This window comes from Verrucomicrobiota bacterium, assembly GCA_016871495.1.
GTDB lineage: Bacteria > Verrucomicrobiota > Verrucomicrobiia > Limisphaerales > VHDF01 > VHDF01.
Map to the genome: position 1 here is coordinate 1 of VHDF01000085.1, position 22,124 is coordinate 22,124.

The window sequence follows — 22,124 nt, forward strand, 5'->3', positions numbered from 1 at the left end:
GCAAAGCCAAGGCTGAGCCGAAATACCGGTTCTACAGCCTCTATGGAGAACTGCTGCGGAAGGACTTGCTGGAAACGGCGATGAGCTCCGTGGCGCACAACAACGGCGCGGCTGGGGTGGATGGACATACCTGTGAAGTCTATCTCAAAAGCGACGAAGCATGGGACCAGTGGCGGGACGGGTTGCTGGAAGAGTTGCGCACCAAGAGCTATCGGCCCAGTCCGGTACGAAGGGTGTAGATCCCCAAAGGCGACGGGAAGATGAGGCCACTGGGTATCCCGACGGTGAAAGATCGAGTGGTCCAGACGGCGGTGGCGCTGATGCTGCTGCCGATTCTGGAAGCTGACAGTCATCCGAACAGCTATGCGTATCGCCCCAAACGTGGGGCACATCAGGCGATGGAGGCGATTCGAAAGGGAATGCTGCGGGGACGCGTTGAAGTGATTAATGCGGACCTGAGCGGCTACTTCGATAGCATTCCCCATGGGAAGTTGCTGAGGATCGTGGCCAGACGGGTCAGTGACGGAGGCATTCTGAAACTGATCAAAGGCTGGCTGCGGGCACCGACCGTGGAACCCGCGGCAGGAGGCCAAGGCGGCGGAGGAGGAAATGGCGCAAACTCATGCGGTGCCCCGCAAGGAGGCGTGATTTCACCTCTGCTGGCTAATGCCTACCTCAACGCGCTGGACTGGGAAGTCAACGAACGTTGCGAACTCAAGCCTGTGATGGTGCGATACGCGGACGACTTCGTGATCCTGAGCCAGCCCGGGCAGGGTCAAGGACTGATGGAAAGGCTCAAACGGTGGCTGGATCGACGGGGACTGGTGCTCAACGAGAAGAAGACCCGCCTGGTGGATATCCGGCAGGAGGGGATCAAGTTCGTCGGGTTTGCACTGACCTGGCGACGAGGGCGAAGCGGGCGGCATTACCCGCACGTGGAAGCCCATCCCAAAAGCCTGAAGAAACTCCGGGACGGACTGCGTGAGAAACTCAATCGCGGGAGGGCTGTGGCGGACTGTCGAGGAAGTCATCACGGAGCTGAATCGGACACTCAAGGGCTGGGCGGGATATTTTCACTACGGCAACAGCAATAGGATGATGAGCACGGTGGATCGGGCCGTCTGCGGACGACTGCAGCGATGGCTGTGGCGCAAACACGGACGCTCCTTTGCATTGTGGTCCACCTATACCGCTGAAGTTCTCCATGAGTGATTCCACCTCTACCGCATGCCGGGAGCGGCCGCGCGGAGGCCGAATCGTTGAAGGCCACACGATGAATGACCCTCGGAGAGCCGGATGCGGGAAAACCGCCTGTCCGGTTCGATGAGGGGCGGAGTCCGACGGTCATTGGCCCTCGCGCCTTTCAATCCGTCGGCTCCGCCTACTCCACACGGAGGCTCCACACCTTCGCGAAAAAGGAATGGAAGCGAGCTGGTGTCGCGGCTAGGGTTATTTTAGGTGGTCTATGTTGATTAGAAAAGTTCATATTGAAAACTTCAAGCGGTGGGAACTGCTTGAAGCAGAATTGAAACCCCTTGACTGCCTGGTTGGGCCAAACAATAGCGGCAAAACCACCCTGCTTCAGGCTCTTGCTTTGTTTGATTTTGGAGTTCACCACTGCCTCAGTGGAAAGAACGGCGGCCTTGAAATCAAAAGCCGTTCCATTTCCCCGGAAGACTTTTACGTCATCCCCTGTGCGAATCCGGTTGACCTCTGGACCAATCGAAAGACGCAGGCCGCCAGCAAGCACAGAATCATCAAGATTCAGGTCCTTTTTGAAAACGAGCTCGAAGCGACGGTCTCCATTGATCTGACCTACAATCGTTTCGGTGTATCGCTGGACTGCTCAAACGACTCGCCCGAAACGCTCGATGCCCTTCGCCAGTTGCGCATCTCCTACCTGCCGGTCTTTTCCACTTTTCTCACCCAGGAAGAGCGCAAAACGCCGGCGGTCATTGAGGACGCTCTGGCTCGCGGGCGCGTCAACAGTGTCGTATGCAACTTGTTGCTCAACCTCAAGAAGGACAATCGTCAACATCTTCTGCTCGAAGTCCTTCGACGCATTTTCCCGAACCTCGCCGAAATCAACATCGAGTTCGATGAGGCAAACGATCGGTATATTTCCTTCACCTATTTGGAGAAAGGTCGCCCGAAGGAGTTTGATGTATTCATGGCCGGCAGCGGATTTCAGCAGTTCGTTTATCTCTTTGGATTCATTCATCTGCGCCAGCCGACCATCGTCCTGTTCGACGAGCCTGACGCCCATCTCGATGGGTCGTTGCAGCACGCGCTCCTTTCCGAACTTCAACGACTGGTCGCCGACGGGCGTCAGATTTTATTTGCTACGCACTCGCGCGAGATGATCACGCGCATCGACCCCTCCAACATTCTTTCCATTGAGGATGCAGGCGCCAAGCGGCTCGAACTGGCCTTTGATGTCTATGACACGCTCGACAATCTCGGCTCGCTCGACCCGACGCAACTGGCCACCATCCAGGCCTATCGCCGGGTGCTGGTGGTCGAGAACCAGTCCGACTGGGAGTTGCTCTCCATCTTCTGCGAGAAATGCCTCCCCCCTGAAGCTTGGTCTGAAATGCAACGTCGCCTGGCCGTTTGCTACGCTCGCGGCAATCCTTGGAAACAGGACATGGATCGGCTTCGTCACCAGCTCCAGCAGATGATCGCCGTCCAAGGGGCCGCACTCGAACTGTTCGTCGTCGCCGACCGCGATTACCACCCGGACCACCCCTCGCTCCTGGCGGGGTTGCCGGCCACCCATATCCAATGGCATGTTTGGCGGCGGGTGGAGATCAAGAATTATCTGCTGGACCCGGAAGGCATCGTCCGCGTCATGCACAAGCCGCAGAGCCAGATGACACTGGACGAGGTTGCCTTGCGCGCGGAACTGGAACGACTCATGGAGCAGTCCAAGGACGTCGCCAATGACCGCTTGGTCAAGGCCTTTGACGAACGCAGGCGCAAGCTTGGTGAACACTGGGACGCCGCCACGCTCTCACGCAAGGCAAGGGAATACTTGCAAGCCCATTGGGCCAATGAACGCGTCGCCCTGGCCGACGCCAAGGAAATGGTCCTGCCCGGAATCAAGCGGTGGCTCCAAGGTCAGCACCACGGTCAGTTCTCCGACCGTTCCTTGGCCGAGGCGCTCGCCCCGGAACACCTCGGGCCGGAAGTCCAGGAAGTCACCCGCAGCTTGGCAAGGTTCGCTGGCGTCTCTCTGCCGCCGACTTGATCGCGGGGCCATTTTCTCTGCTCTCCCTGCCTGGAACGCGATCAGGATGACCGGATGAATCGTTCTGCTGCGAGATCTGCGAAACGCAACCCCCGGCGAGTCAATCGAAAGCCAGATTCGTCGCGTTCCCCGAGGTGATCGCGTTCGAGGGAGGCGATGTCCTCGGCCCATTCCTCGCGGAGTTCGAGTCCGGTCACATCCTTGAATCGTTGAAAATCCCAGCCTTCATTCATGCGCAGGCCGATGGCGGCGATTTCTCCGGCGCGCGCTTTGGCCGGCAAACTTTCGCGGTTTTCCACCGCGTCCTGGCCTTGTTCGATCAAGGCGCAGTAGAGCTGCGTGCTCGCCCAATTGCGAGTGCGCGTGCCGTCCATGTAGCCTGACGCGCTGGGTCCGAGTCCGTGCCAGAATCCTCCCCGCCAGTAATTCACATTATGCCGGCAGGCCCGGGAGGGGAGGGCTTCCGTTTCATCCCAGAGGCCGCGGGCAAAGTTGGACACTTCGTATTGCGTGAATCCGGCTTGGCCGGAGAGGTCGATCAGGGCCTCGTACATCTCGCAGGCGAGTTCTTCGTTCACATCAATTTCGCCCGCCATCATCTGGTCATACAACGGAGTATCCTCTTCGAAGGTTACTTCGTAGGAGGACAAATGTTCGCTGCCCAGGGAGATCGCCTCATGCAGAGTGGCTTTCCAAATCTCCATGGTCTGGCCGGGAATGGCGAACATGAGATCGACGTTGATATTGTCGAAACCCGCTTGCCGCAGGGTTTCGAAGGAGCGGAAGACCATTTCCCGGCTGTGGACCCGCCCAAGCCGGTCGAGGAGGGCTTCGTGGAGGGATTGCACGCCCATGGAGATCCGGTTGATGCCAAATTCGCGCCACAGCCTGGCTTTTTCCAGGGACACCGTTGCGGGATTGCATTCGATGGTCCACTCGCGAGCGCCCAAGAGATCGAGGGCCTGCATCTTCTCCAGCAAGCGTTGCCATTCGCTGGTGGGAAGCAGGGAAGGGGTGCCTCCTCCGAAGAAAACGGTGCCTTTGCCGAATCGGAGGGCGCGTTTTTCCAGTTCCACTTCGAGACACGACACATAGCGTGTCATGTCGGCGCCGCGGGTGGGCTCCGAATAAAAGGCGCAATACTCGCATTTCCGCGAGCAGAAGGGGACGTGGACGTACAGACTGTCCACGCTGGAGTGCGGGAGCGTCACTCCGGATTACGCCTGGCTGCGCTGAACGTTCTGCGCTTTGAGTCCCTTGTCGCCTTCAATGATCTCGAAATTCACCATTTCGCCTTCCAGCAATGTCTTGAAGCCCTGGCCTTGAATGGCCGTATGGTGAACGAAGATATCCTGACCGCCTTCCTGGATGATGAAGCCAAAACCCTTCTTATTGTCGAACCACTTAACTTTTCCACTAGCCATAGATAATCCTTACAGGCTGTGCCACGCATTGAGTTGGTTGCCTCGCGAACGCAATCCAGCCATGAAGCACACCGGTCGCGCCAAAGAGGATGAGGGGATTTACCCTCCAAGCGTGCCCTTACGTCAAGAATTAGTTTGGCTCTACTCGTGATCGTGATCCGCGGTCACGGTCGATCCATCTGAAGGCGGTATCCAGGTCGAGGGTTTCCATTCGAGCTGCGTCACGAACCTTGACCTCAAAAACGAAAGATTTTCATTGCCGCCAGCGGGTTAACCTTCCCCATCATGCTGTCCGTGCTTTCCCATGGTTGTCCGATCCGCGTGCGCCAACGTTTTAGCGCATGGATATCCGCTTGGGGGATGCTGCTGGCTGGATCGGTGGGCTGGATCGACGGATTCGGTGCTACTCCAGGCGACAGCAAAGGACTCGAATCTTTCCCTCTGGCGGTGGCGTCCGGAGGGTCACCCGGGTTTTCGTTGCTCAGCCCGGCGGAAACGGGGGTGACCTTTACCAACACGCTTTCCGAGCTCGCCGGAGCGAGGAATCGGGTGCTGGTTGATGGATCGGGCGTGGCTTTGGGGGATTACGATCGCGACGGTCGAACCGATGTTTTCCTCTGCGGCTTAGAAACCACCAGCGGGTTGTTCAGGAATCTTGGCGGTTTTCGTTTCGCGCGAGCCAATGAGTCGTCCGGATTGCGTCTTGAGGGGGGGCTTTATCGGGGGGCCGTTTTTGCGGATATCAATGCGGACGGCTGGCTCGACCTGCTCGCCACGGCCACGGGCCGGGGAGTTCTGTTGTGGACCAATGACGGCCGAGGTGGATTCGCCGGGTCGGGCAATCCCCGGCGGATCCATTCCGCTTCCGGTGCGATGACGCTGGCTTTGGCGGATGTCGATGGGAATGGAACCCTGGATGTGTACGTCACCTGTTATCGTGGCGAGGATGTGCGCGATCAACCGAGCGTGGAGCTGCATCGGGTGGATGGGAAACTGGTGGTTCCCCCTGGTTTGCGGGATCGCTTTCTCGTTTCGCGAGAGCGGGTGTTCGAGAGGGGCGAGCCCGACCAGCTCCTGCTCAACGACGGTCGCGGACATTTTGAGAGTGTTCCCTGGGTTGTCGAAAGAGGCGCCGCTTCTGCGGGAGTGCCGCCTCGAGCCGCGGCGTTCCTGGACTCCTCGGGGCAGCCGCTTTCCGATCGCCCGCGTGATTGGGGATTGTCGGCGACTTTCAGGGACGTCAATGGCGACGGTTTTCCGGATCTTTATGTTTGCAACGACTATTGGACTCCCGACCGATTCTGGTTGAACGATGGTCGAGGATCGTTTCGGGCCGCTCCACCGTGGATGATTCCCTTGACGAGTGCCAATTCGATGGGGGTCGATTTTGCCGACGTCGATGGGGACGGACGCTTCGATGCGTTCGTGGTGGACATGCTTAGCCGCGATCCGGCACGTCGGAAGCGTTCTATGCCGGTGAGCATTGATCCAGCCATCGCCGAGACCGGCTTGGCGCCCGCGGGCCAGCGGGTTCGCAACACCTTGTTCCGCGGGCGCTCCGACGGGGGATTTGATGAATTGGCGTGGTTTGCTGGCGTCGCGGCGTCCGATTGGTCTTGGCAGCCTCAGTTTTGCGATGTTGATCTGGACGGTCGTCCCGATTTGCTGATTTCCGCCGGGCACATCGCGGATGTGCAGGATCTGGACGCCAATGCGGAGATCGACCGCCGCCCTCCGGAATGGCGCGCATTGCGAGATCGGACCCAGCAACAGGCCGCCTACACCCAGCGCAGGGTGGAAGACCAGAGGCGTTATCCTCCTCTGGCGATGCCCATCGTTGCCTTTCGCAATTTGGGGGCATTTCGCTTTGAGGAAGTGACTGCGGCATGGGGCACACACAGTCCCGCGGTGCATCACGGCATGGCTTTGGGCGACCTTGATGGGGACGGCGATCAAGATTTGGTTGTCAACACCTTGAACAGTGCCGCCAGGATTTTTCGCAATGAAAGCCCGGCCCCCCGCGTGGCCATTGAACTCTCGGGTCGAACGGGGAATGCGTTTGCGATCGGGGCTCAAGTGATGTTTCAGCAGGAGGGTGCCCCGTTGCAAATGGCGGAGGTGGTGTCGGGCGGACGATATCTGTCTGGCTCGGATCATCTGGTGGTTTTCGCGGTTTCGGAGTCAGCCCGATCCTCCCGACTGAAGGTGCGGTGGCCGGGCGGGTCGATCTCGGAATTCGAGGGTGTCCGCGCCAACCACCGCTACCGCATCGCGGAGCCGCCAATGCCATCTTCCGTGACCCGACCCGGCCTTCAGACGTCAACCGAATCCGCGTTCTTTGAGCCTTTCAAGACCCCTGTTCGACACGTTCATCAGGACGCGTCGTCCCCAGGCGCTTCGATGGCCTCGAATGATCCTGCCCGACTGGATGAACTCGGTCCCGCTGCCTGCTGGTTTGATCTGAATCGAGACGGTTGGGACGATTTGATTCTCGGATCTGGTCGGGGAGGGGCTCCGAGCGCGTTGCTTTCCGATGGCCGGGGTGGGTTTATGGTTTCGCCGGAAGCATTTTTTTCGCGATTGCAGGCTCGAGCCATGACCGGTGTCTTGCTGCTCCGGCGTGAAACGGGAGACACGCTCCTTTCGGGATACGCCCATCATGTGGTCGAATCCGCCGGACCGGCCGTGCAGGAATTCGTCTGGCCCGAAAGGAAGTTCTTGGATTCTTTTTCGACCCTGGCCGGACCCGTTGGATCCCTGTCGGCGGGGGATGTCAATGGGGACGGGGAACTCGATCTTTTCGCGGGGGGCCGATCGTTGCTGGAGCGTTATCCGCTTTCGGCTGCCTCCGCTTTGTTCCTTCGGCGCTCAGGCCAATGGGTTCGCGACGAGAAGAATCAGCGCCTGCTCAATGAGATCGGCCTTGTCACCTCATCACTCCTGGCGGACCTGACTCAGGATGGCTGGCCCGAACTGGTGGTGGCGTGCGAATGGGGGCCCATCAGGGTGTTCCTCAATGAGCGAGGTGTGTTTCGGGAGATGACGGACGAGTGGGGATTCGGTGCTCATCGCGGATGGTGGAATGTGGTGGCGGCAGGGGATTTCAATGGCGACGGAAGGCTCGACTTGCTGGCCGGGAATGCGGGCGAGAACACAGAAATGCGCGTCCCACCACGCCAGGGAGTTGCTCTTCACTTCGGTGAATGGAATGGACTGGGCTCGGTGTCGCATTTTGAAGCTGCGTTCAACCCGGTGTCGGGTCAATCGGAGCCGATTCGAGGGTTGGCAGAGTTAGGGGTCCAGATCCCCCGATTGCAGGAGCTTTTCCCCTCGCACCGGGCCTTCGCCCAGGCTTCAACGGACACGATACTCAAGTCCCTCGCACATCCCGGCCGCCGGCTTGGTGTGAATACGCTCTCCTCTTTGGTCTGGATGAATCAATCCGGGCTTTGGCGTGTTTCCCGGCTTCCCGATGAAGCTCAATGGCATGGCATTCACGGGATTGCGGTGGCGGACTTCGACGGCGACGGGCAGGAAGATGCGGTGCTGTGTCCGGGAGAGCGGGAAGTTGCTTCCGACGTGGAAACGCGACTGAGGTCGCCAACGCTGTGGATGAAAGGCAATGGAATGGGTGGCTTCGAGACGGCCACCTTGCTCGCTCCCCAACATTGGCTTGGTGGAAACCAGCGCGCCGCGGCGGTTGCCGATTTCAACCGGGATCATCGACCCGATCTTGCCATCACTCGGTATCGTGGTCTCACTCAACTCGTGGCCAATCGCCGTGGTCGGCCGGGATTTCGCGTTCGACTTTCCGGTCCCGCGGGTAATCCGCTGGGCATCGGAGCATGCCTGCGTCTGGATTTCGGGGGTAAACTGGGGCCGGCTCGCGGAGTGCATGCCGGGTCAGGTTGTTTGTCCCAGGACAGCGCGACCCTCATCCTCGCGTCTCCTCGCGATCCCACTGGACTTTCGATCCGCTGGCCCGGCGGGAAAGAAACCTGGACTTCGCTTTCTCCCGGAACACGCGAGGTCACCGTGGATGTGTCAGGGCGAGGAGATGTGCTTCCGACGGTGCCCCGATGACCTCGGATGAGGATTTTGGCCGGATCAAGGTTCAAGGCTGGCCAAGTAAGCCAGCAAATCGGCCAGATCGGAGGCTGAGAGACCATCGAGCAGTCCGGAGGGCATCAAGGATTTTGAAGAAGGCGTCTTGGATTCCATGTCCGACTGATCGATGCGCCGGGTTTTTCCAGGGCCTTCGATCAGGATCACGCCGTCGGCGGACTCGAAGGCGACTTGACCGAGCACGGGATCTCCGCGGCGAGGTTTCACCCAATAGGTTTGGTAAGCGGGAGCCACCACGCGATCGGGCTCGAACAACGATTCGAGCATCGCTTCCATCGAGAGGCGGCGGGTCGCCCCCGCCAGGGGCGGTCCGATCGAAGACGCGCCTTCATGGCACGCGGCGCAAGCGCGCTCTTGGAAAATCTTCGATCCGCGCGAAGCGTTGCCCACGTGTTTGGGGAGTTCGCGGAGCCGTTCATTCCAATTCGCTCGCGGGGCGGCTTGTTGCTGCTCCCATGCTTTCCAGGCCCCTGGAAAAGCGGTCTCAAACCAGTCGAAAATCGGCTGATACAGTGCCGCCGGTTGCCCACTGGCCTCCCGTACTCCGTCCCATCCAAAAGCCTGGCCGCTTTGCCTCTGGGCGGCCAAGGCAACCCGCGGCCGCAGCGCCACCAGTTCCGGTTCGGTTTGGGAGCGCTTGAGCAAACGCAACAAAGGAAGCAGGGTCGCGGGCTCCGACGCCGTGGAACAGCGCGAGAGAGCTTCCACCGCAAGTTTGAGCGTGGCGAGATGGGTCGAGCTCAGTTTCGACACGAATCGCGCGCGATCCTCATCGTGCGGACGAATCGCCAGCGTTTGGAAGATTTCCTCCCCCACCACCGGATCATTCCAGCGCGAGCGCAACAGGGGAAAGGCGTCGGAGGGGGGGAGGATGGACAACATTTCCACGAGAGGTGGTGTCCAGGGAAAGGCTGGATCCGTCTTGGCGGCATCGAAGAACGCCCGGGCTGCGAGACGCGCCTCGCGAATGCGCGGAAAGGAAACCCGGACCAAGTCCACGTGGGCGGGGCGTGGAAAATCGGCATGATTCAAGAGTTCGGTCGAAAAAGAAGGATGCTTCGCGGCGAACTGAGCCGCGAGTTCTCTCAGGCGTGAACTCCAAACCTGTTTGGGTCGCTGGGAGATGCCTTGCCATTTTCGGTCCATGCCGAGCATGGCGGACACTGCTTGAGAAATTCCATTCGACGGCCAGCTTCCTCGAAGCCGGGCCAGCGCCGTCAGAAAATGAAAATCATCCTGGGGCGTGCTGCGCGGCGTCAAGCGAGCCAGGACCGCCCGGGGCGCTGCCTCCTGATCATCCATGATCATCGCGAGCAGCCGGGCAGCTTCACGAGCGTTGTCATGTCCGGACGGGGCTTGCTCCAAAATACGCACGGCGGCCCGGCCCGCCCTGGCTCTGGCCGCGGAATCCTGGGGAACACCTCCTGGGAACTCATAAGCTGTAAACAGTTCGACGGAGGGCTTGGCCAGATTCCAATCACCCCAAGAACGAATCAGGAGCCGAAGTGCTCGTCCATGGTCCGCACGGCTTCGTTGATCTTCGAGGCACGTCAGGGCTGCTTGCACCGCCTGGGCGATGTTCGTATCCCCTCGTTCCAAAGCCGCCCAAGCCAGGGCCACGTGAGTCCCGGACGTGGCCTGAAGGGGCGGCTTCGCGGTCGATGTCCATGCGTCATTCGATAGTCGCGAGGAGACCAGTCGCGCCGCGCGGCGGACACCTTTGACGTCATTGACTAATGCGGTCCATTTCTGGAGTAAGGCGGGGCTGGCCGCGAGGCCGGCACCCAGCAGCCTGGCTGCGCTCTCACAGGCCGTTCGCCGCACTTCGACGGAGGGGTCTGCGAAGGCGTGGGTCAAGGTGTCGAGCACGCTTGTGTTCTCGTTGAATCCCAAGGCCCATACGGCGCGCGCGCGAACGCTCGGTGGCGTTTCCAAATCGACGGCCACCTTTCTGAAAACCTCGACCTCGCGGCCTTCGAAGACGTCAGCCAGGATTTCGATGGCACGAATTTTTGCCCTCGCGTCTCGTTTCGATTCCTCGACAGCCCGGACAAACTCCGCCGCCCCCAGGCGTCTGGCTGCGGGTTCCCAACCTCGGCGAGACCATGCTTCCAACGGTTGCGGAGCGCTCAAGATTTCATCGAGTGTGGCCGGCGGATGACTCTGGACGCCTGGCGCGCTTTCGCTCCGTTCAGGTTGTATGCGGTAGATCCCGCCCCGGGTTCTCCTTCCTCCGATGGAAATCAGGAGAGAGCCGTCCGGGGTTACTTCCACGTCCGTCGGAGCAAATCCATTGGCTCCCGCCGGTTCCAGGAAGACTCGCGCTTCGGATCCGTCACTCGGACAAAACCAAACCTTCCCGAAGGTCCAGTCGAGGGCGAACACCCCGTTTCGGTAAGCCTCAGAAAAAAGGCGGTGCCGATACGCCGCCACTCCAGTCGGAGATCCTCGGCCCATCCAATACAGGGGTTGAACGGCGTCCTCCTCATAGCTCGGGCGAGCCCAGGTGCGCTCGTGCCCTCCCAGTTGCCATCCGTGATGCTGGCCCCACGCGAGGGTATAAACCCGCGTCGGGACGTACCAAGGGAGCGCGAAATCGCGCTCGCAATCGCTGTCCCAAGTCATCACCGCTCCCTGCTCGAGAAAATCGAAATCGTAAGGATTGCGAAAACCGTGAGCCTCGACCGTGACGCGCTGGAAATCGCGGCCCAGGCGGAGCAGAGCGCCGGCCACGGGATTGCGGACCCATGAGGAGGTGTGCAACGCCGGAAGGGTGGAGAATCCCGCTTCGTTGCCTCCGAGCAAATACCAGGCTCCGTCGGGTCCTTTCCGGATCGCGTGAGCCCCGTGTTCGCCCATGCGCAGGGGCATGAGTTGAGTGGGCGCTCCATCCGGTTTTCCGTCCGCGTTCGTGTCCCGATACCGCCAAAGGCCGCCATCCACCACCGCGAGCAAGTCGTGCCCTTCAAAGTTCAATCCCATCGCACTTCCGCGAGTGCGGGCGAGGATTTCGGCGGTCTCGTATTGGCCGTCGGCATCGCGATCCTCCAGTCGCTTGATGTAGCCGGCACCCGCGACGACCGGACGCCCGTGGCCGTCGAGGGTCATCGCGCTGGCGTCGGGCACGAGAGGATCATCCGCCACCCTCTGGACCTTGAAGCCCTTTTCGATTCGGAGACCTTCCGCTTCGATCAAAACCGTTTCGGCGACGGAGCCAAAAGAAAACAACAACACCGCCAAGCCCGTCGCTGTTCGAATGCCGGATGCCACGCTCATCACTTCGGATGAATCAAGAGGGTATGCTCCACCGGTGCCATCGCCTTGCGAATGCGGTGGGCCAGGGGAGTTCGGATTCTTTCCGTGAACTCGACGGTGGCCTCCATGTCGGCCCGGCCCTCGGGTCCGTGGAAGAGCTGTTTGATCTGCCGTGTCTCGTACTCTTGCTTGGCGGCCACGGCGGAATCGACTCGGCCAAACGCCTCGGAAAAGGGGTTCACTTCGAAATCGAGCGCAAGGTTCACACCGGCTTCCAGTTCGGAAGCCTTGTACGTCCGCGTCTCGGGTCCCCACGTCACGCGATACGATTCCTCCTTGGCTCCCCGGACACGCAAAACGAACCGGTTCAAATCTTCGAAAAACCCCGCGAGAAGCAAGCCGCCGCGCAAGGAATGGTCCTTGTCCCTTGGTCCCGTGGCGCAAAAAGGGTACCGCGTGCTGCGCATCCGAAGAATCCCTTGATCGAAATTCTTCACGGCGTGACCCTGACTCGTTTCCGTTCGTCCTGTGCTGAGATCGAGATCGATGCGGCCGAGTTCCCCCGCCAGGCCCATGGATCTTAGAAACGCGGTGGCCATGACGGCTTGGCCCGCCCAATCCGGGTGCACGCCGTCCTGGCCGGCCAGGGCGTAATGGGTTCCGTAATCCTTGCGGGCATGGTGACTCAGCGTGAGCATGGGCCAGAACACGTCGGCAAACCCCGCTTTTTCGGCGTGGGCGAGTTCGAGGCCCGCGTTGCGCAATCGGAAGAGGTTCTCGTTCAAATCGTCCACGGTGGCGTCTTTGGCTTTTGACCAGGACGGTTTCAATCCGACGCAGCCGGGTGAACCCCAGATGACGCGAGTTCCCGCGGTTCGGAAAGCTTGCAGGATCTGCCTGGCACTCTCGCGATACTTGGTTCCGATGGACTCCTCGAACACGCGATACTCATGGTCGTTCATCCCGTAACAGGTGGTGGCGACGGTGGGCTTGAACCTCAGGCAATCATTGGTCATCCGGGCCAGAAAACCCGGCGCCCGTTCACCGCTCCAGCCGTACTGCCGCACCGTCACATCCAATTCAGGCCGGCAAGCGGTGAGGTAGGTCTCGATCACGCGCGAATACATCCGCTGCTCGGTGATCGAGTCCCCGCAAATAGCCAAACGGTCTCCTTTCTTGAGCACCAAACTTGCCGGTATTGGGGCGGCGGGCACTTTTCCATATCGTTCGAAGGCCGGGTCGTCCGGTTTCTTCTCGAAGGCCTGGCTCCAGGCGAGGGATAGCCCACACACCACGGACACAGCCATGGCGGCTCTTCGAATCTTGATCGGGAAGGGCATCTTCATAAGGGGGGGCGCGGGTGGTCTGGCCTGTCCGGGAAGTGCCTGACTCGACTCAGGACGGCTTAACGGCGCCCGGGGGTGGTTCCGGGCTGAGTTTGGGCGGGTAATTGCTGAGCGGTGGGAATGGGCAACACGTCCACTGCTGGAGGAGCATTCGAGACCGGTTGGTAGATGCCCGGCCCGAGTCCCGCGAGGGGATCCTGCGCTTGTTTCCGCTTCCAGGCCTGGAGTCCCAGAACCGCCAGCGTGATCAAGAGCAGCAATATCGCGACCGGAGCCACGATCCCCCACGGCACTCTCGAGAATTGAAATGTGAGGAAATCGAGCGGCCCCTTCGGACGGCCTGTCAAACTCGGCGGATCGCGAAATTCCTCGGTCTGCGCCAGTTCCGCGTCCAGTTGAGCCATGATCGCTTTCACCTCCAGCTTCAGGTGCGTGGCGTAGGTTCGGACAAACCCGCGAATATACACCGGGGCGGTGAAAGCGTGATAATTTCCTTCGTCGAGCGCGCGGACGTGTTCCGTTTTGATTTTCGTCGCTTCGGCGACCTCGTAAACGGTCCACTTCCGAGCCTCACGCGCGGCGCGGAGTTGTTCGGCAACCGTGGGCACGCCCCGTTTCGTAACCCGGCACCTTGCCATTTGCAACGACACAGAATGACAAATCAGCCGTTCTCACTTTGCCCCGGAGCGCGACTGGGCTGTCCTTCGACGCGCCAGGAATCCCAACGGGATTCCGTCCCGAAGCCCAAGGTTGCGAGGAACGAGCTACCTTGGGTCATGGTTCGCAAAAGGAAACCAACCCCAACGGGGTTGTGACGAAATCCTATTTCCGTTTCGCGGGGTTAAGCCACAACCGCGTTGCGGTTGAATTCATTTCCAAACGGCAACCCAAGGTAGCTCGTTCCTCGCAACCTTGGGCTGAAGGACACAATCCCTTTGGGATTGAAGGCGGGATTCCGTCGCCGTGGGCATCGCCGATTCCGTGGCCCATTGAGATAAACGCGACGAAGAACGAGGCCTATCCGTGATGGCTCTGGTGAGTGATTTGGAAAGGCTTTATCGCCTGGACCTTGCGAAGTTTCATGAAGGGCAATGGCCGTTCTAAGCAAGAACACTCCGCCGGGCCGGGGTGCGTAACGGTGAGTCACTTGACCCTCAAGATAGTCGGGAGGGCTATCGGATCTTTTGATCCGGCAGTTCGCTTTTCACACCTTGGTCGATCGGCATGCGGTCCGTCTCCGGAGTCAAGCCCTCCTGGGCCAGCAATGAGCCGAGTTGAGAGCGCAGGGAAGCCCGGACTCGATCGTACTTCTTGATGCCGGCCAGATTGCGGCTTTCCCCGGGGTCGGATTTCATGTGGTACAGTTCGTCACGATGGCGGTCGGGTGAACCATCGCCGTGCGGATACCGAATATACTTCCATGCGTCGGTCCGGATTCCGCGGACGTTAGGAGTGTAAGGAAACTGCTTCTCGTAATTGTATTCATAAAACCAGGCTTTCCTCCACGCGGGATCTTTTCCCGCCGCCAGTTTGCGCCACGACCTGCCCTGGATGCCAACGAGAGGGGATGCGCCACACAAGTCGAGCAGGCTCGGAGCCGTGTCCATGGCCAGGACCTGGCCTTGGACCACTTTCCCGGAAGGCAGACCGGGGCCGCGCGCGATGATGGGTATCCGGATGCTCGCCTCATGCATGGTTCGCTTGTCCACCATGCCGTGTTCGCCCTCGAGAAGGCCATTATCGCCCATGAAAACGATGATCGTGTTCTCAAACTGCCCGCTTTCCCGCAAGTGCGCGACCAGGCGGCCCACGCTGTCATCCACGCTCAATACGGTGCCCCAATACGCTCGCACCATGTTGGCGAAATCTTTCACTGCCTCCGGGCGCGCATCCGGGAACGTTTTTCGCCATTCGAAAAGCGGCCCGTAGATGCCATGCCACGTGTTGAGCCGCTGTTTGATCCAGTCCGGCTTGTCCTCCAATGCAAACGCACTGGCCGGATACCGGACCGCGACTTGGGCGAAGTGGTTGCTGTACTTGGGCTCGGGAAGGTAGAAGGAATGAGGTGCTTTGTGTCCAACGCAGAGCGCCCAGGGCTTGCCGGGTTCACGTTTCTTGAGCCAGTCCAGCGCGTAATCGGTCACCACGTGAGTGTAGTAGCCGGGGGCCGTTTCGCGGCGGTGTCCGTTGATGTTCCATTCGGTGTCGAAGTACTTTCCCTGGCCCTTGTGGGTGACAAACCAATCGAATCCAGGCCGGGGCGCGTCGTTCGTTTCACCCATATGCCACTTCCCGAGGTAGGCGGTGGTGTAACCCTGATCCCTCAAGCGAGCCGGCCAATGGGGAAGGGAGGCGGGCAGTTCCGTGAAGTTGTCCCGAACGCCATGACGATGCGCATACACGCCGGTCAGAAGGCTCGCCCGGCTGGGGGAACAGAGCGAGGTCGTGCAAAAAGCGTTGGCGAAACGAACGCCCGCGCGCGCCAAGGCGTCGATGTTCGGAGTGCGCACGTGCTTCGATCCGTAACAACCGAGGGCGTCAGGACGAAGATCGTCGCAAAGGATGAACAAAACGTTCGGACGGGTGGCGGTTGTGGCCCACGGACCGCACTCCATCGCGAGGAAAGAGGCGATCCAAAACAAGCGGATCCATGTAAACGGGCGAATCCATTCGGGGCGCCGACAGGCAAACCCTTGCTGCCTGATCACGCCCAGCACCACGAGCAGGAGCACGATAACGAGGATGGAGTGAGAGTTCATGGGGAGAATCGAGCCGCGAAGGCGCCTCGATTTCAGCCCTCCCGTGCGTCCCTCGCAATCCAAAAGGAAATGTCTCGTTCGAGCTGGGCCAGCAATGCCGTATCCGCCGCCGGGAACGAATAGGAGCTCAATTCCGATTTTCCGGCCCACGCGATTTCATCGCAACCCAGCAAGCGGGGAATTCCGGATCGAATGCGAGCCCGGAAGAACTTGAGATGCACGTGCTTTTCCGGATACCGATGCTCGATCTCCGCGTAAGCCCAAGGTTCCACTTCGATCTCGACTCCAAGCTCTTCCTCAATCTCGCGAACGAGACCCTGCGCGAAGGTTTCGCCCTTCTCGCGTTTTCCCCCGGGGAATTCCCACAAGCCCGCCAGATGGCTCCCTCGCGGACGGCGTGTGATCAGCAGACCTTCCGTCCCTAGGATCAAGGCCGCGGAGACCTCGATGAAGGCTGGGGTCGAGGAGGCCGTCGGATCGCCAATCCCTTCATTCACGCCACGATTCCGGGATGCGGCCAGTCTTCCTTTCCTGGGGCCAACTTTTTAGATCGGTGTTGGGGATTTCACCCGGAGCGGCCAGCCATTCCACTCGGTGCCCTCGCGAGGTCAACCGTGCCGCAAGGAAGGCATGGGGAGTATGATTTCCAATCAGGGAAATGTTCAAGTTTCCCGGCGCTATCGCTATTTCTCGGGACCCGCCTTGATCTCGGTGGGGGCGGCATTCGTCGCGGGTTTCAAAGAAACCAGTTCAGGGTGCTTGGCAAGCAAAGCGTCCTTTTTGGCGGCCGCTTCGCTGGTCCAGCTGGAAAACGACGTGCCCGAGCTCAATTCTTCGTAGAGCTTCAAGGCCTCCTGAGGCTTGTTCGAGGCTTCATGCATGCGGGCCAGGGAGAGCTTGGTTTGCCCGGCCAGACTCGTGCCCGCAAAACGTGTCACCACGTCCTGGTAAACCGCGGTTGCTTCGGCGGTCTTCTTCTGCGCTTCCAAAGAGGCCCCGACGCCGTAGGCCGCCTGGCCGACGAGGGGGCTGGACGGATAGTCTTTCCGGAATTGTTCAAACAAGTTCTGGGCCTCGGCGAATTTCTGTTCGGTAAAAGCCGCGTCCGCCGCCAGCAGCATTGCTCTTTCCGCGGCGCGCGTGCCAGCGTGCTTCTTCATGAATTCGCTGTAGACCGAGGCCGGGGGCGAGGTGGGCTGTTCGGCCATGCTCGAGGCCATCTGAATCTTAAGCAGTTCGGCACTGGCCACGTTCTCCTTTTGGGCCTTCATGGTCAGGAAACTCCAAAGCCCGAAGCCCACCACGATGGCGCCACCCACGCCATAAATCAGGCGCTGCTTGTTGACTTCCAACCAAGCCAAAAAATCAATATCTGCGGTCGATTCTGCCGGAGCCGAGTTCATAGAAAGGGCGGCATCATCAATTCGACCTCCGAAAACGCAAGCGAGAAATCGTTGAGCCTCGGTTCCGGCTCAGGCAGCATGCGCTCCGCAAGATCCCCTCAACCCCCATTATGAACTCCGCTTCCAACCGGCGCTCGTTCCTCGCCGCTTCCACCTTGGCCACCGCCGCCGGTCTCTCTGGCCCGGCATCCGGCGCCCTCCAAGCCGCTGCCACACCGGCTCGCGTTTCCCGAATCCAACTGGCCATCTCCACCTATTCTTACTGGCATTTCAAGACCGCCAAAGTGCCGGTGGAAACCGTCATCGAAAAGGCCGCTGCTCTGGGTGTTCCCGCCGTCGATGTGCTGCACCGGCAAATGGATATACCCGAGAAGGATCCGCTTACCGAAGACCATCGCGCCTACCTGCGCCGCCTGAAACGGCACGCCTTTCGGCATGGCGTGAACCTCGTCTGCCTTTCGATCCACCAGGATTTTGTCGATCCGAGTGCTGACTTTCGTCGGCAGCAGGTTGCCCACACCATCAAATGCATCGAAATCGCTTCCGAACTGGGCGTGCCTTGCATCCGGCTCAATTCCGGACGCTGGAACACCATCGCTTCCTTTGACGACCTGATGAAGGCCCGGGGAGTTGAACCCATCATTCCGGGTTACAGCGAGGACGACGGGTTCAAATGGTGCATGGATTGCATCCAGCAATGCCTTGAGGCCGCGGCGCGTTACGGCGTCATCTTGGCCTTGGAAAATCACTGGGGACTCACGCGCACTCCGGAAGGACTGCTCAAGGCGCTGGGCATGGTTCAGTCTCCGTGGCTCGGGGGTCTGATGGACACCGGTAATTTTCTCGATGACCCTTATGGCAAACTGGAGATGATCGCGCCGAAGACTGTGTTTGTGCAGGCCAAGACCTACTACGGCGGCGGCGAATGGTACACCCTGGACCTCGACTACCGCCGCATCGCCCGCATCCTGGCCGCGGCGAATTACTCCGGCTATGTTTCCTTGGAAATGGAAGGTAAGGAAGATCCGGACCGCGCCGTGCCGAAGAGCATCTCGATGCTTCGCAAAGCGTTTCGATTATAGTTTGCCCGAAATGTGATTTCTCATCGCGTGCCGGTTATCGCGCCACGGCGAGGAACCGGCTGCGGCGATGGACCGACTCCTGGCGCGCTGCTCGCGACCTGCTCGCCCGCGCCAGTTCCATGAACAGCTCGGGATAGAACAGGGCGGGGTAGGGCGTTGTCCAGGCCAGGGCCTCCGCTTCGTTGGCTGCCCGTCGCAGCACGGCGAGCAGGCGTGTGTCGCCGAAAAGCCGGATGGCTTCGCGCAGCAAGGATGCCTTCAATTTCTCGAATTCGGTGGGTTCGATGTCCCGGAAGAGCAGCGGATTCGCCACGCTCGCGGGCAACGTCCTTTCCTCGAGGTCTCGGGATTCGGGATGGGGTTTCATGACAATCAACCAGGGATATTTTTGTCGACTCATAGGGTTCAAACAGGCCCTAAAAACACGAAACCCACGGTTGCTTTGGCAACCGTGGGTTTCGATAGGAACTGTTAAATCAATTTGAGATTAGCAGTGACCTCCCACAGTGCCGTGGCCCGGGGCTACGCGATGCCAGCGGGCCATGACCGCGCACATGCGCTGGACCAGCATCGTTTTCGATTGAGAGGTAATGTAATTCATAACACCGCAACTCAACTGCGGCAGAGCTAATCAATGAATCACCGGGTTGTCAACACCTTCATCAACCCACCCAACCACCGTGTATTCCGATGTTGTTGGTAGGGCGGGCCTGTCCCAGCCCGCCGCCCACGGGATGCAAAACATCACGCTCCGGCGGCGCGCCGGGACGGACGCGCCCTACCTGCATCAGCGGCAACATCGGGATGCACCGACCCAACCAGGGGCACGCAACCAGAGGTTGTCGGTGACCGGGTTGTCGTGGTAACGCAGACAGCCCTGTCTGCTGTTTCGCAGGCTGCCCAGCCTGCGGGGCGACGAAGGGAACCAGGCGCGTGGAGAGCATGGAAGGGCCTCGTTCTTCACCCGCCAGGCCGACTGGCAGTCGGCAATACAGCAGGCTGGGCAGCCAGCGCCACACAACAGACCACTTCGGAATTCACGGTAACCACGGCCGCGCATCACCGGCAATCCGCGGTTGCACGTCGCCTTCTGGACCTGCGATCACGGCGAGCCGGGAATCACCTTGCGCAGCCGATAGAAACGGTTCGATCCCGAAAGTGCGAGTTTCATGAGCCTTCCGTTCTCGCTCGCGATGGAAGGCTGGGAAACTGGAATCCAAGGCGAGCCGGAAAGGCTGTCGGAGTACTCCAGGACGAGTTCGGCTTCCGGGCCCGTCCAGGAAAGGACAATGCTCCGTCCGGAGAGCTCGATGGCCAACGGAGGCCCTGGCGGTTCGGACGAGGAAAGTGAAATCACATAGTTGCCGAGCTCACCCCCGAACGCGTCCACCGCGATGGCAAACGTTTCCCCCGCCCGGGCTTGAAACGTGACGCGGCTGGAAGAGCCAGCGAGGCCAGAGTCATCGTCATCGTTGGCGGCAACGGGTTGAAGTTCGCCAAGGCTTTGTCCCCGGTACACCGCAAGCAGCGTGTCCACATCGCTGCCTTGAGTGTTCAGGGTCACCGGGCCGGTGACACTCGCGGTCCAGGTCCACCAGATCGATTTGCCGCCGGGTCGACCGGCGTGCGAGGGTTCTCCAGCTTGACGGGAGGCGATGCGGTTGGCCGCTCGATCGATCGCGGATGCGCCCGACAACGGTTTGCGAAGTTCGAATGTGTCATGCGGGAGGGCGGAAGGCTTGACCACCACGAGCGGGGCCGGCACGCGGACACTGTTCGTCACCGCGTCGATCGCTCGTGCCGCAAACTCATGCTTGCCTTCGGCCAGCCGCGTCACGGTGGTTTGAAACGGCGGGGCGTCCACGTTCGCCAACAATACCCCGTTGTGAAAGAATTCCACGCTCCGCAGCGGGCCGTTGGGAGTGGTGCTCTCGACTGACAAGACCAAAGAGGATGACTCCGTCAGTGTTTGTTCGGTCGCGGGCTGGATCCAACGAATTTCCGGTTGGACCACCGGCCGGGGACGAACCTCAACGTCGAAAGTGGAGTCGGCGAATCCGCCTCCCTCGTCTTCGACGCGCAGGGTGACTTTGCTCGATCCGACTGCTCTCGCCGCTAAACTGAGGTCGAGTTGGAATTGACCACTGGTTCCTTCGACGCGAACCCGGGCACCGTCGAGAACGAGTGGATTGGATGAGGTGGCCTTGAACGAGAGCCGGCTCGAGTCGGAATCGATATCTCGGACCTCCAGCGGGATCGGTGGATGCGGTTCGCCGGCCATGAGGGACTGAGCTGCAACAGGCCCCAGATTCGGCGGGTCGTTGACCGGGGTGATGGTCAGGAGGAAAGTGGCGGAAGCTGATTTGCTGCGGTCCCGAACCGTGATCGTGACCGGTGTCGTTCCGTGGGCATCGGGCAGGGGTTCGATCTTGAGGCTGCGAAAGAATCCGGTCCCCCCGAATTTGAATCCATGGGGCGCGACGAGAGAGGCGTCGGCGGCGGCAGCCGAAAGAGTCAACGATTCGAAAGGTCCATCCACATCGGCCACATTGAACTCTGGAATGACCAGGGTTTCATCCTCGCGCATCACCACGTCTTTGAAACCGGAGATTTCGGGCGGCGCATTGGCCGGAAGGATTTGAACCACGAAGGAAGTTCGAACACTTGCCCCGTGCGCATCTGTGACCTCGACGCTGACGCGAGCCTCCCCCAGTTGGCCGCGAAGCGCGGTGAGGACGAGTTCCCGTCCGCGCTCGGCCGTCTCGACGATGGGTTTATCCGAAGGCGCGAAACGAGGTTGCGACGCGGACCACGTCACCCGAAGAAGTTGTGGAAACTCCGAGTCTTTCACCAGAAGGGGCACGATGAGGATATCTCCTTCCGAGACGTCCTGGTTGGGAATCGGAGCGATGGAAGGCATGGTGTTGGAGAGTGAAACCACGACCAGCTCCGCGCGACGGACCAGTCCCTCCGGATCTTGGGCTTGGATCCAGACGCGGTTGGTTCCGATCAAGCCCGCAGGAGTCAAGACTTGAACCCAGCGCCCATCAATCGAGGTTCCCAATTCAACTCGAGTGTTGGGCAGGAGGCTCGACTGGACCGGATCCCAGGCCAGCCGGAGCTGGGCCTCAGGCGTTTCGGCATCATCCAAGCGAACAAGGGTCCGGGCGGTGCCTCCGGGGTTTACCACGAGCAAGGGGGCTTCGAACGAAATCGAGGGAGGCTCGTTGGGTCCTGTCACCGTCAGATCGAACGCCGACAGTCCTATCCGGTTCTGGGGGTCGGCGACGGTGATGGTGATTCGGGTTTTCCCTTTCTTTCCCACACTGGGCGTTAGCCGCAGGCTCAGACATCCTGACCTGGGGTGGAATCAGGATGAGCCGACCTGGCGGTAGATGAGACGGAGTTGGGTGGTCGGAAAGACGGTTTCTGTTTCAGTGAGGAGGATGCACATCTGGTGGATGGCGGCGTCCTGCAGCG

Annotated in this window: 15 protein-coding genes; 5 read left to right on the top strand and 10 right to left on the bottom strand. The window is 60.2% G+C overall.

Annotated elements, in window-relative coordinates; genetic code table 11:
• Nucleotides 1-260 precede the first annotated feature (260 nt).
• The 3 genes from FJ404_15705 (at nt 261) to FJ404_15715 (ending at nt 3,250) form a co-directional block, all read left to right on the top strand.
• Complete coding sequence (locus FJ404_15705) at nt 261-1,094, top strand: hypothetical protein (GenBank protein MBM3824306.1); 834 nt, start codon at nt 261-263, stop codon at nt 1,092-1,094.
• The gene (locus FJ404_15710; protein ID MBM3824307.1) at nt 982-1,212 is read left to right on the top strand and encodes a hypothetical protein; all 231 of its coding nucleotides are present in this window, start codon (nt 982-984) and stop codon (nt 1,210-1,212) included. The genes FJ404_15705 and FJ404_15710 overlap by 113 nt, the downstream gene beginning before the upstream one ends.
• A 253-nt stretch (nt 1,213-1,465) precedes the next feature.
• Complete coding sequence (locus tag FJ404_15715) at nt 1,466-3,250, top strand: hypothetical protein (protein MBM3824308.1); 1,785 nt, start codon at nt 1,466-1,468, stop codon at nt 3,248-3,250.
• 41 nt (nt 3,251-3,291) lie between these two features.
• On the opposite strand, the gene hemW is transcribed toward FJ404_15715, so the two are convergent.
• Both hemW and FJ404_15725 read right to left on the bottom strand, forming a co-directional pair.
• Complete coding sequence (gene hemW / locus FJ404_15720; GenBank protein ID MBM3824309.1) at nt 3,292-4,461, bottom strand: radical SAM family heme chaperone HemW; 1,170 nt, start codon at nt 4,459-4,461, stop codon at nt 3,292-3,294.
• Between the two features lie 6 nt (nt 4,462-4,467).
• Nucleotides 4,468-4,674 carry a cold shock domain-containing protein gene (locus FJ404_15725; protein ID MBM3824310.1) on the bottom strand — a complete coding sequence of 69 codons (207 nt, stop codon included), beginning with the start codon at nt 4,672-4,674 and terminating at the stop codon, nt 4,468-4,470.
• 285 nt (nt 4,675-4,959) lie between these two features.
• Here FJ404_15725 and FJ404_15730 point away from each other — a divergent pair, with 285 nt between their 5' ends.
• On the top strand, nt 4,960-8,757 hold the full coding sequence (locus tag FJ404_15730) for a hypothetical protein (protein MBM3824311.1): 3,798 nt from the start codon (nt 4,960-4,962) through the stop codon (nt 8,755-8,757).
• A 24-nt stretch (nt 8,758-8,781) separates the two neighbouring features.
• Here the strand turns inward: FJ404_15730 and FJ404_15735 are convergent, their stop codons facing one another.
• The 6 genes from FJ404_15735 to FJ404_15760 all read right to left on the bottom strand — a co-directional run bounded on the left by FJ404_15735 (nt 8,782) and on the right by FJ404_15760 (nt 17,562).
• Entirely contained in the window at nt 8,782-12,075 is a 3,294-nt protein-coding gene (locus FJ404_15735) for a c-type cytochrome (GenBank protein ID MBM3824312.1), read from the bottom strand.
• A complete protein-coding gene (locus FJ404_15740; GenBank protein MBM3824313.1) occupies nt 12,075-13,361 on the bottom strand; it encodes an SGNH/GDSL hydrolase family protein in 1,287 nt (428 codons plus the stop codon). Before FJ404_15740 ends, FJ404_15735 begins: the two co-directional genes overlap by 1 nt.
• A gap of 98 nt (nt 13,362-13,459) precedes the next feature.
• Entirely contained in the window at nt 13,460-14,050 is a 591-nt protein-coding gene (locus FJ404_15745; protein MBM3824314.1) for a hypothetical protein, read from the bottom strand.
• 522 nt (nt 14,051-14,572) lie between these two features.
• Nucleotides 14,573-16,015, bottom strand: coding sequence for a sulfatase (locus FJ404_15750; GenBank protein MBM3824315.1), 1,443 nt, complete (start codon nt 16,013-16,015; stop codon nt 14,573-14,575).
• 176 nt (nt 16,016-16,191) lie between these two features.
• Nucleotides 16,192-16,680: a (deoxy)nucleoside triphosphate pyrophosphohydrolase gene (locus FJ404_15755; GenBank protein MBM3824316.1), complete on the bottom strand. Its 489-nt coding sequence runs from the start codon at nt 16,678-16,680 to the stop codon at nt 16,192-16,194.
• A gap of 162 nt (nt 16,681-16,842) precedes the next feature.
• Nucleotides 16,843-17,562, bottom strand: coding sequence for a tetratricopeptide repeat protein (locus tag FJ404_15760; protein ID MBM3824317.1), 720 nt, complete (start codon nt 17,560-17,562; stop codon nt 16,843-16,845).
• A gap of 110 nt (nt 17,563-17,672) precedes the next feature.
• Here FJ404_15760 and FJ404_15765 point away from each other — a divergent pair, with 110 nt between their 5' ends.
• The gene (locus tag FJ404_15765; protein ID MBM3824318.1) at nt 17,673-18,644 is read left to right on the top strand and encodes a sugar phosphate isomerase/epimerase; all 972 of its coding nucleotides are present in this window, start codon (nt 17,673-17,675) and stop codon (nt 18,642-18,644) included.
• Between the two features lie 34 nt (nt 18,645-18,678).
• On the opposite strand, the gene FJ404_15770 is transcribed toward FJ404_15765, so the two are convergent.
• Nucleotides 18,679-19,011 (bottom strand): hypothetical protein, encoded by a 333-nt coding sequence (locus FJ404_15770; protein ID MBM3824319.1) that lies wholly within the window; start codon nt 19,009-19,011, stop codon nt 18,679-18,681.
• Nucleotides 19,012-19,746: 735 nt separating this feature from the next.
• On the bottom strand, nt 19,747-21,885 hold the full coding sequence (locus FJ404_15775; protein ID MBM3824320.1) for a hypothetical protein: 2,139 nt from the start codon (nt 21,883-21,885) through the stop codon (nt 19,747-19,749).
• Nucleotides 21,886-22,124: the final 239 nt, after the last annotated feature.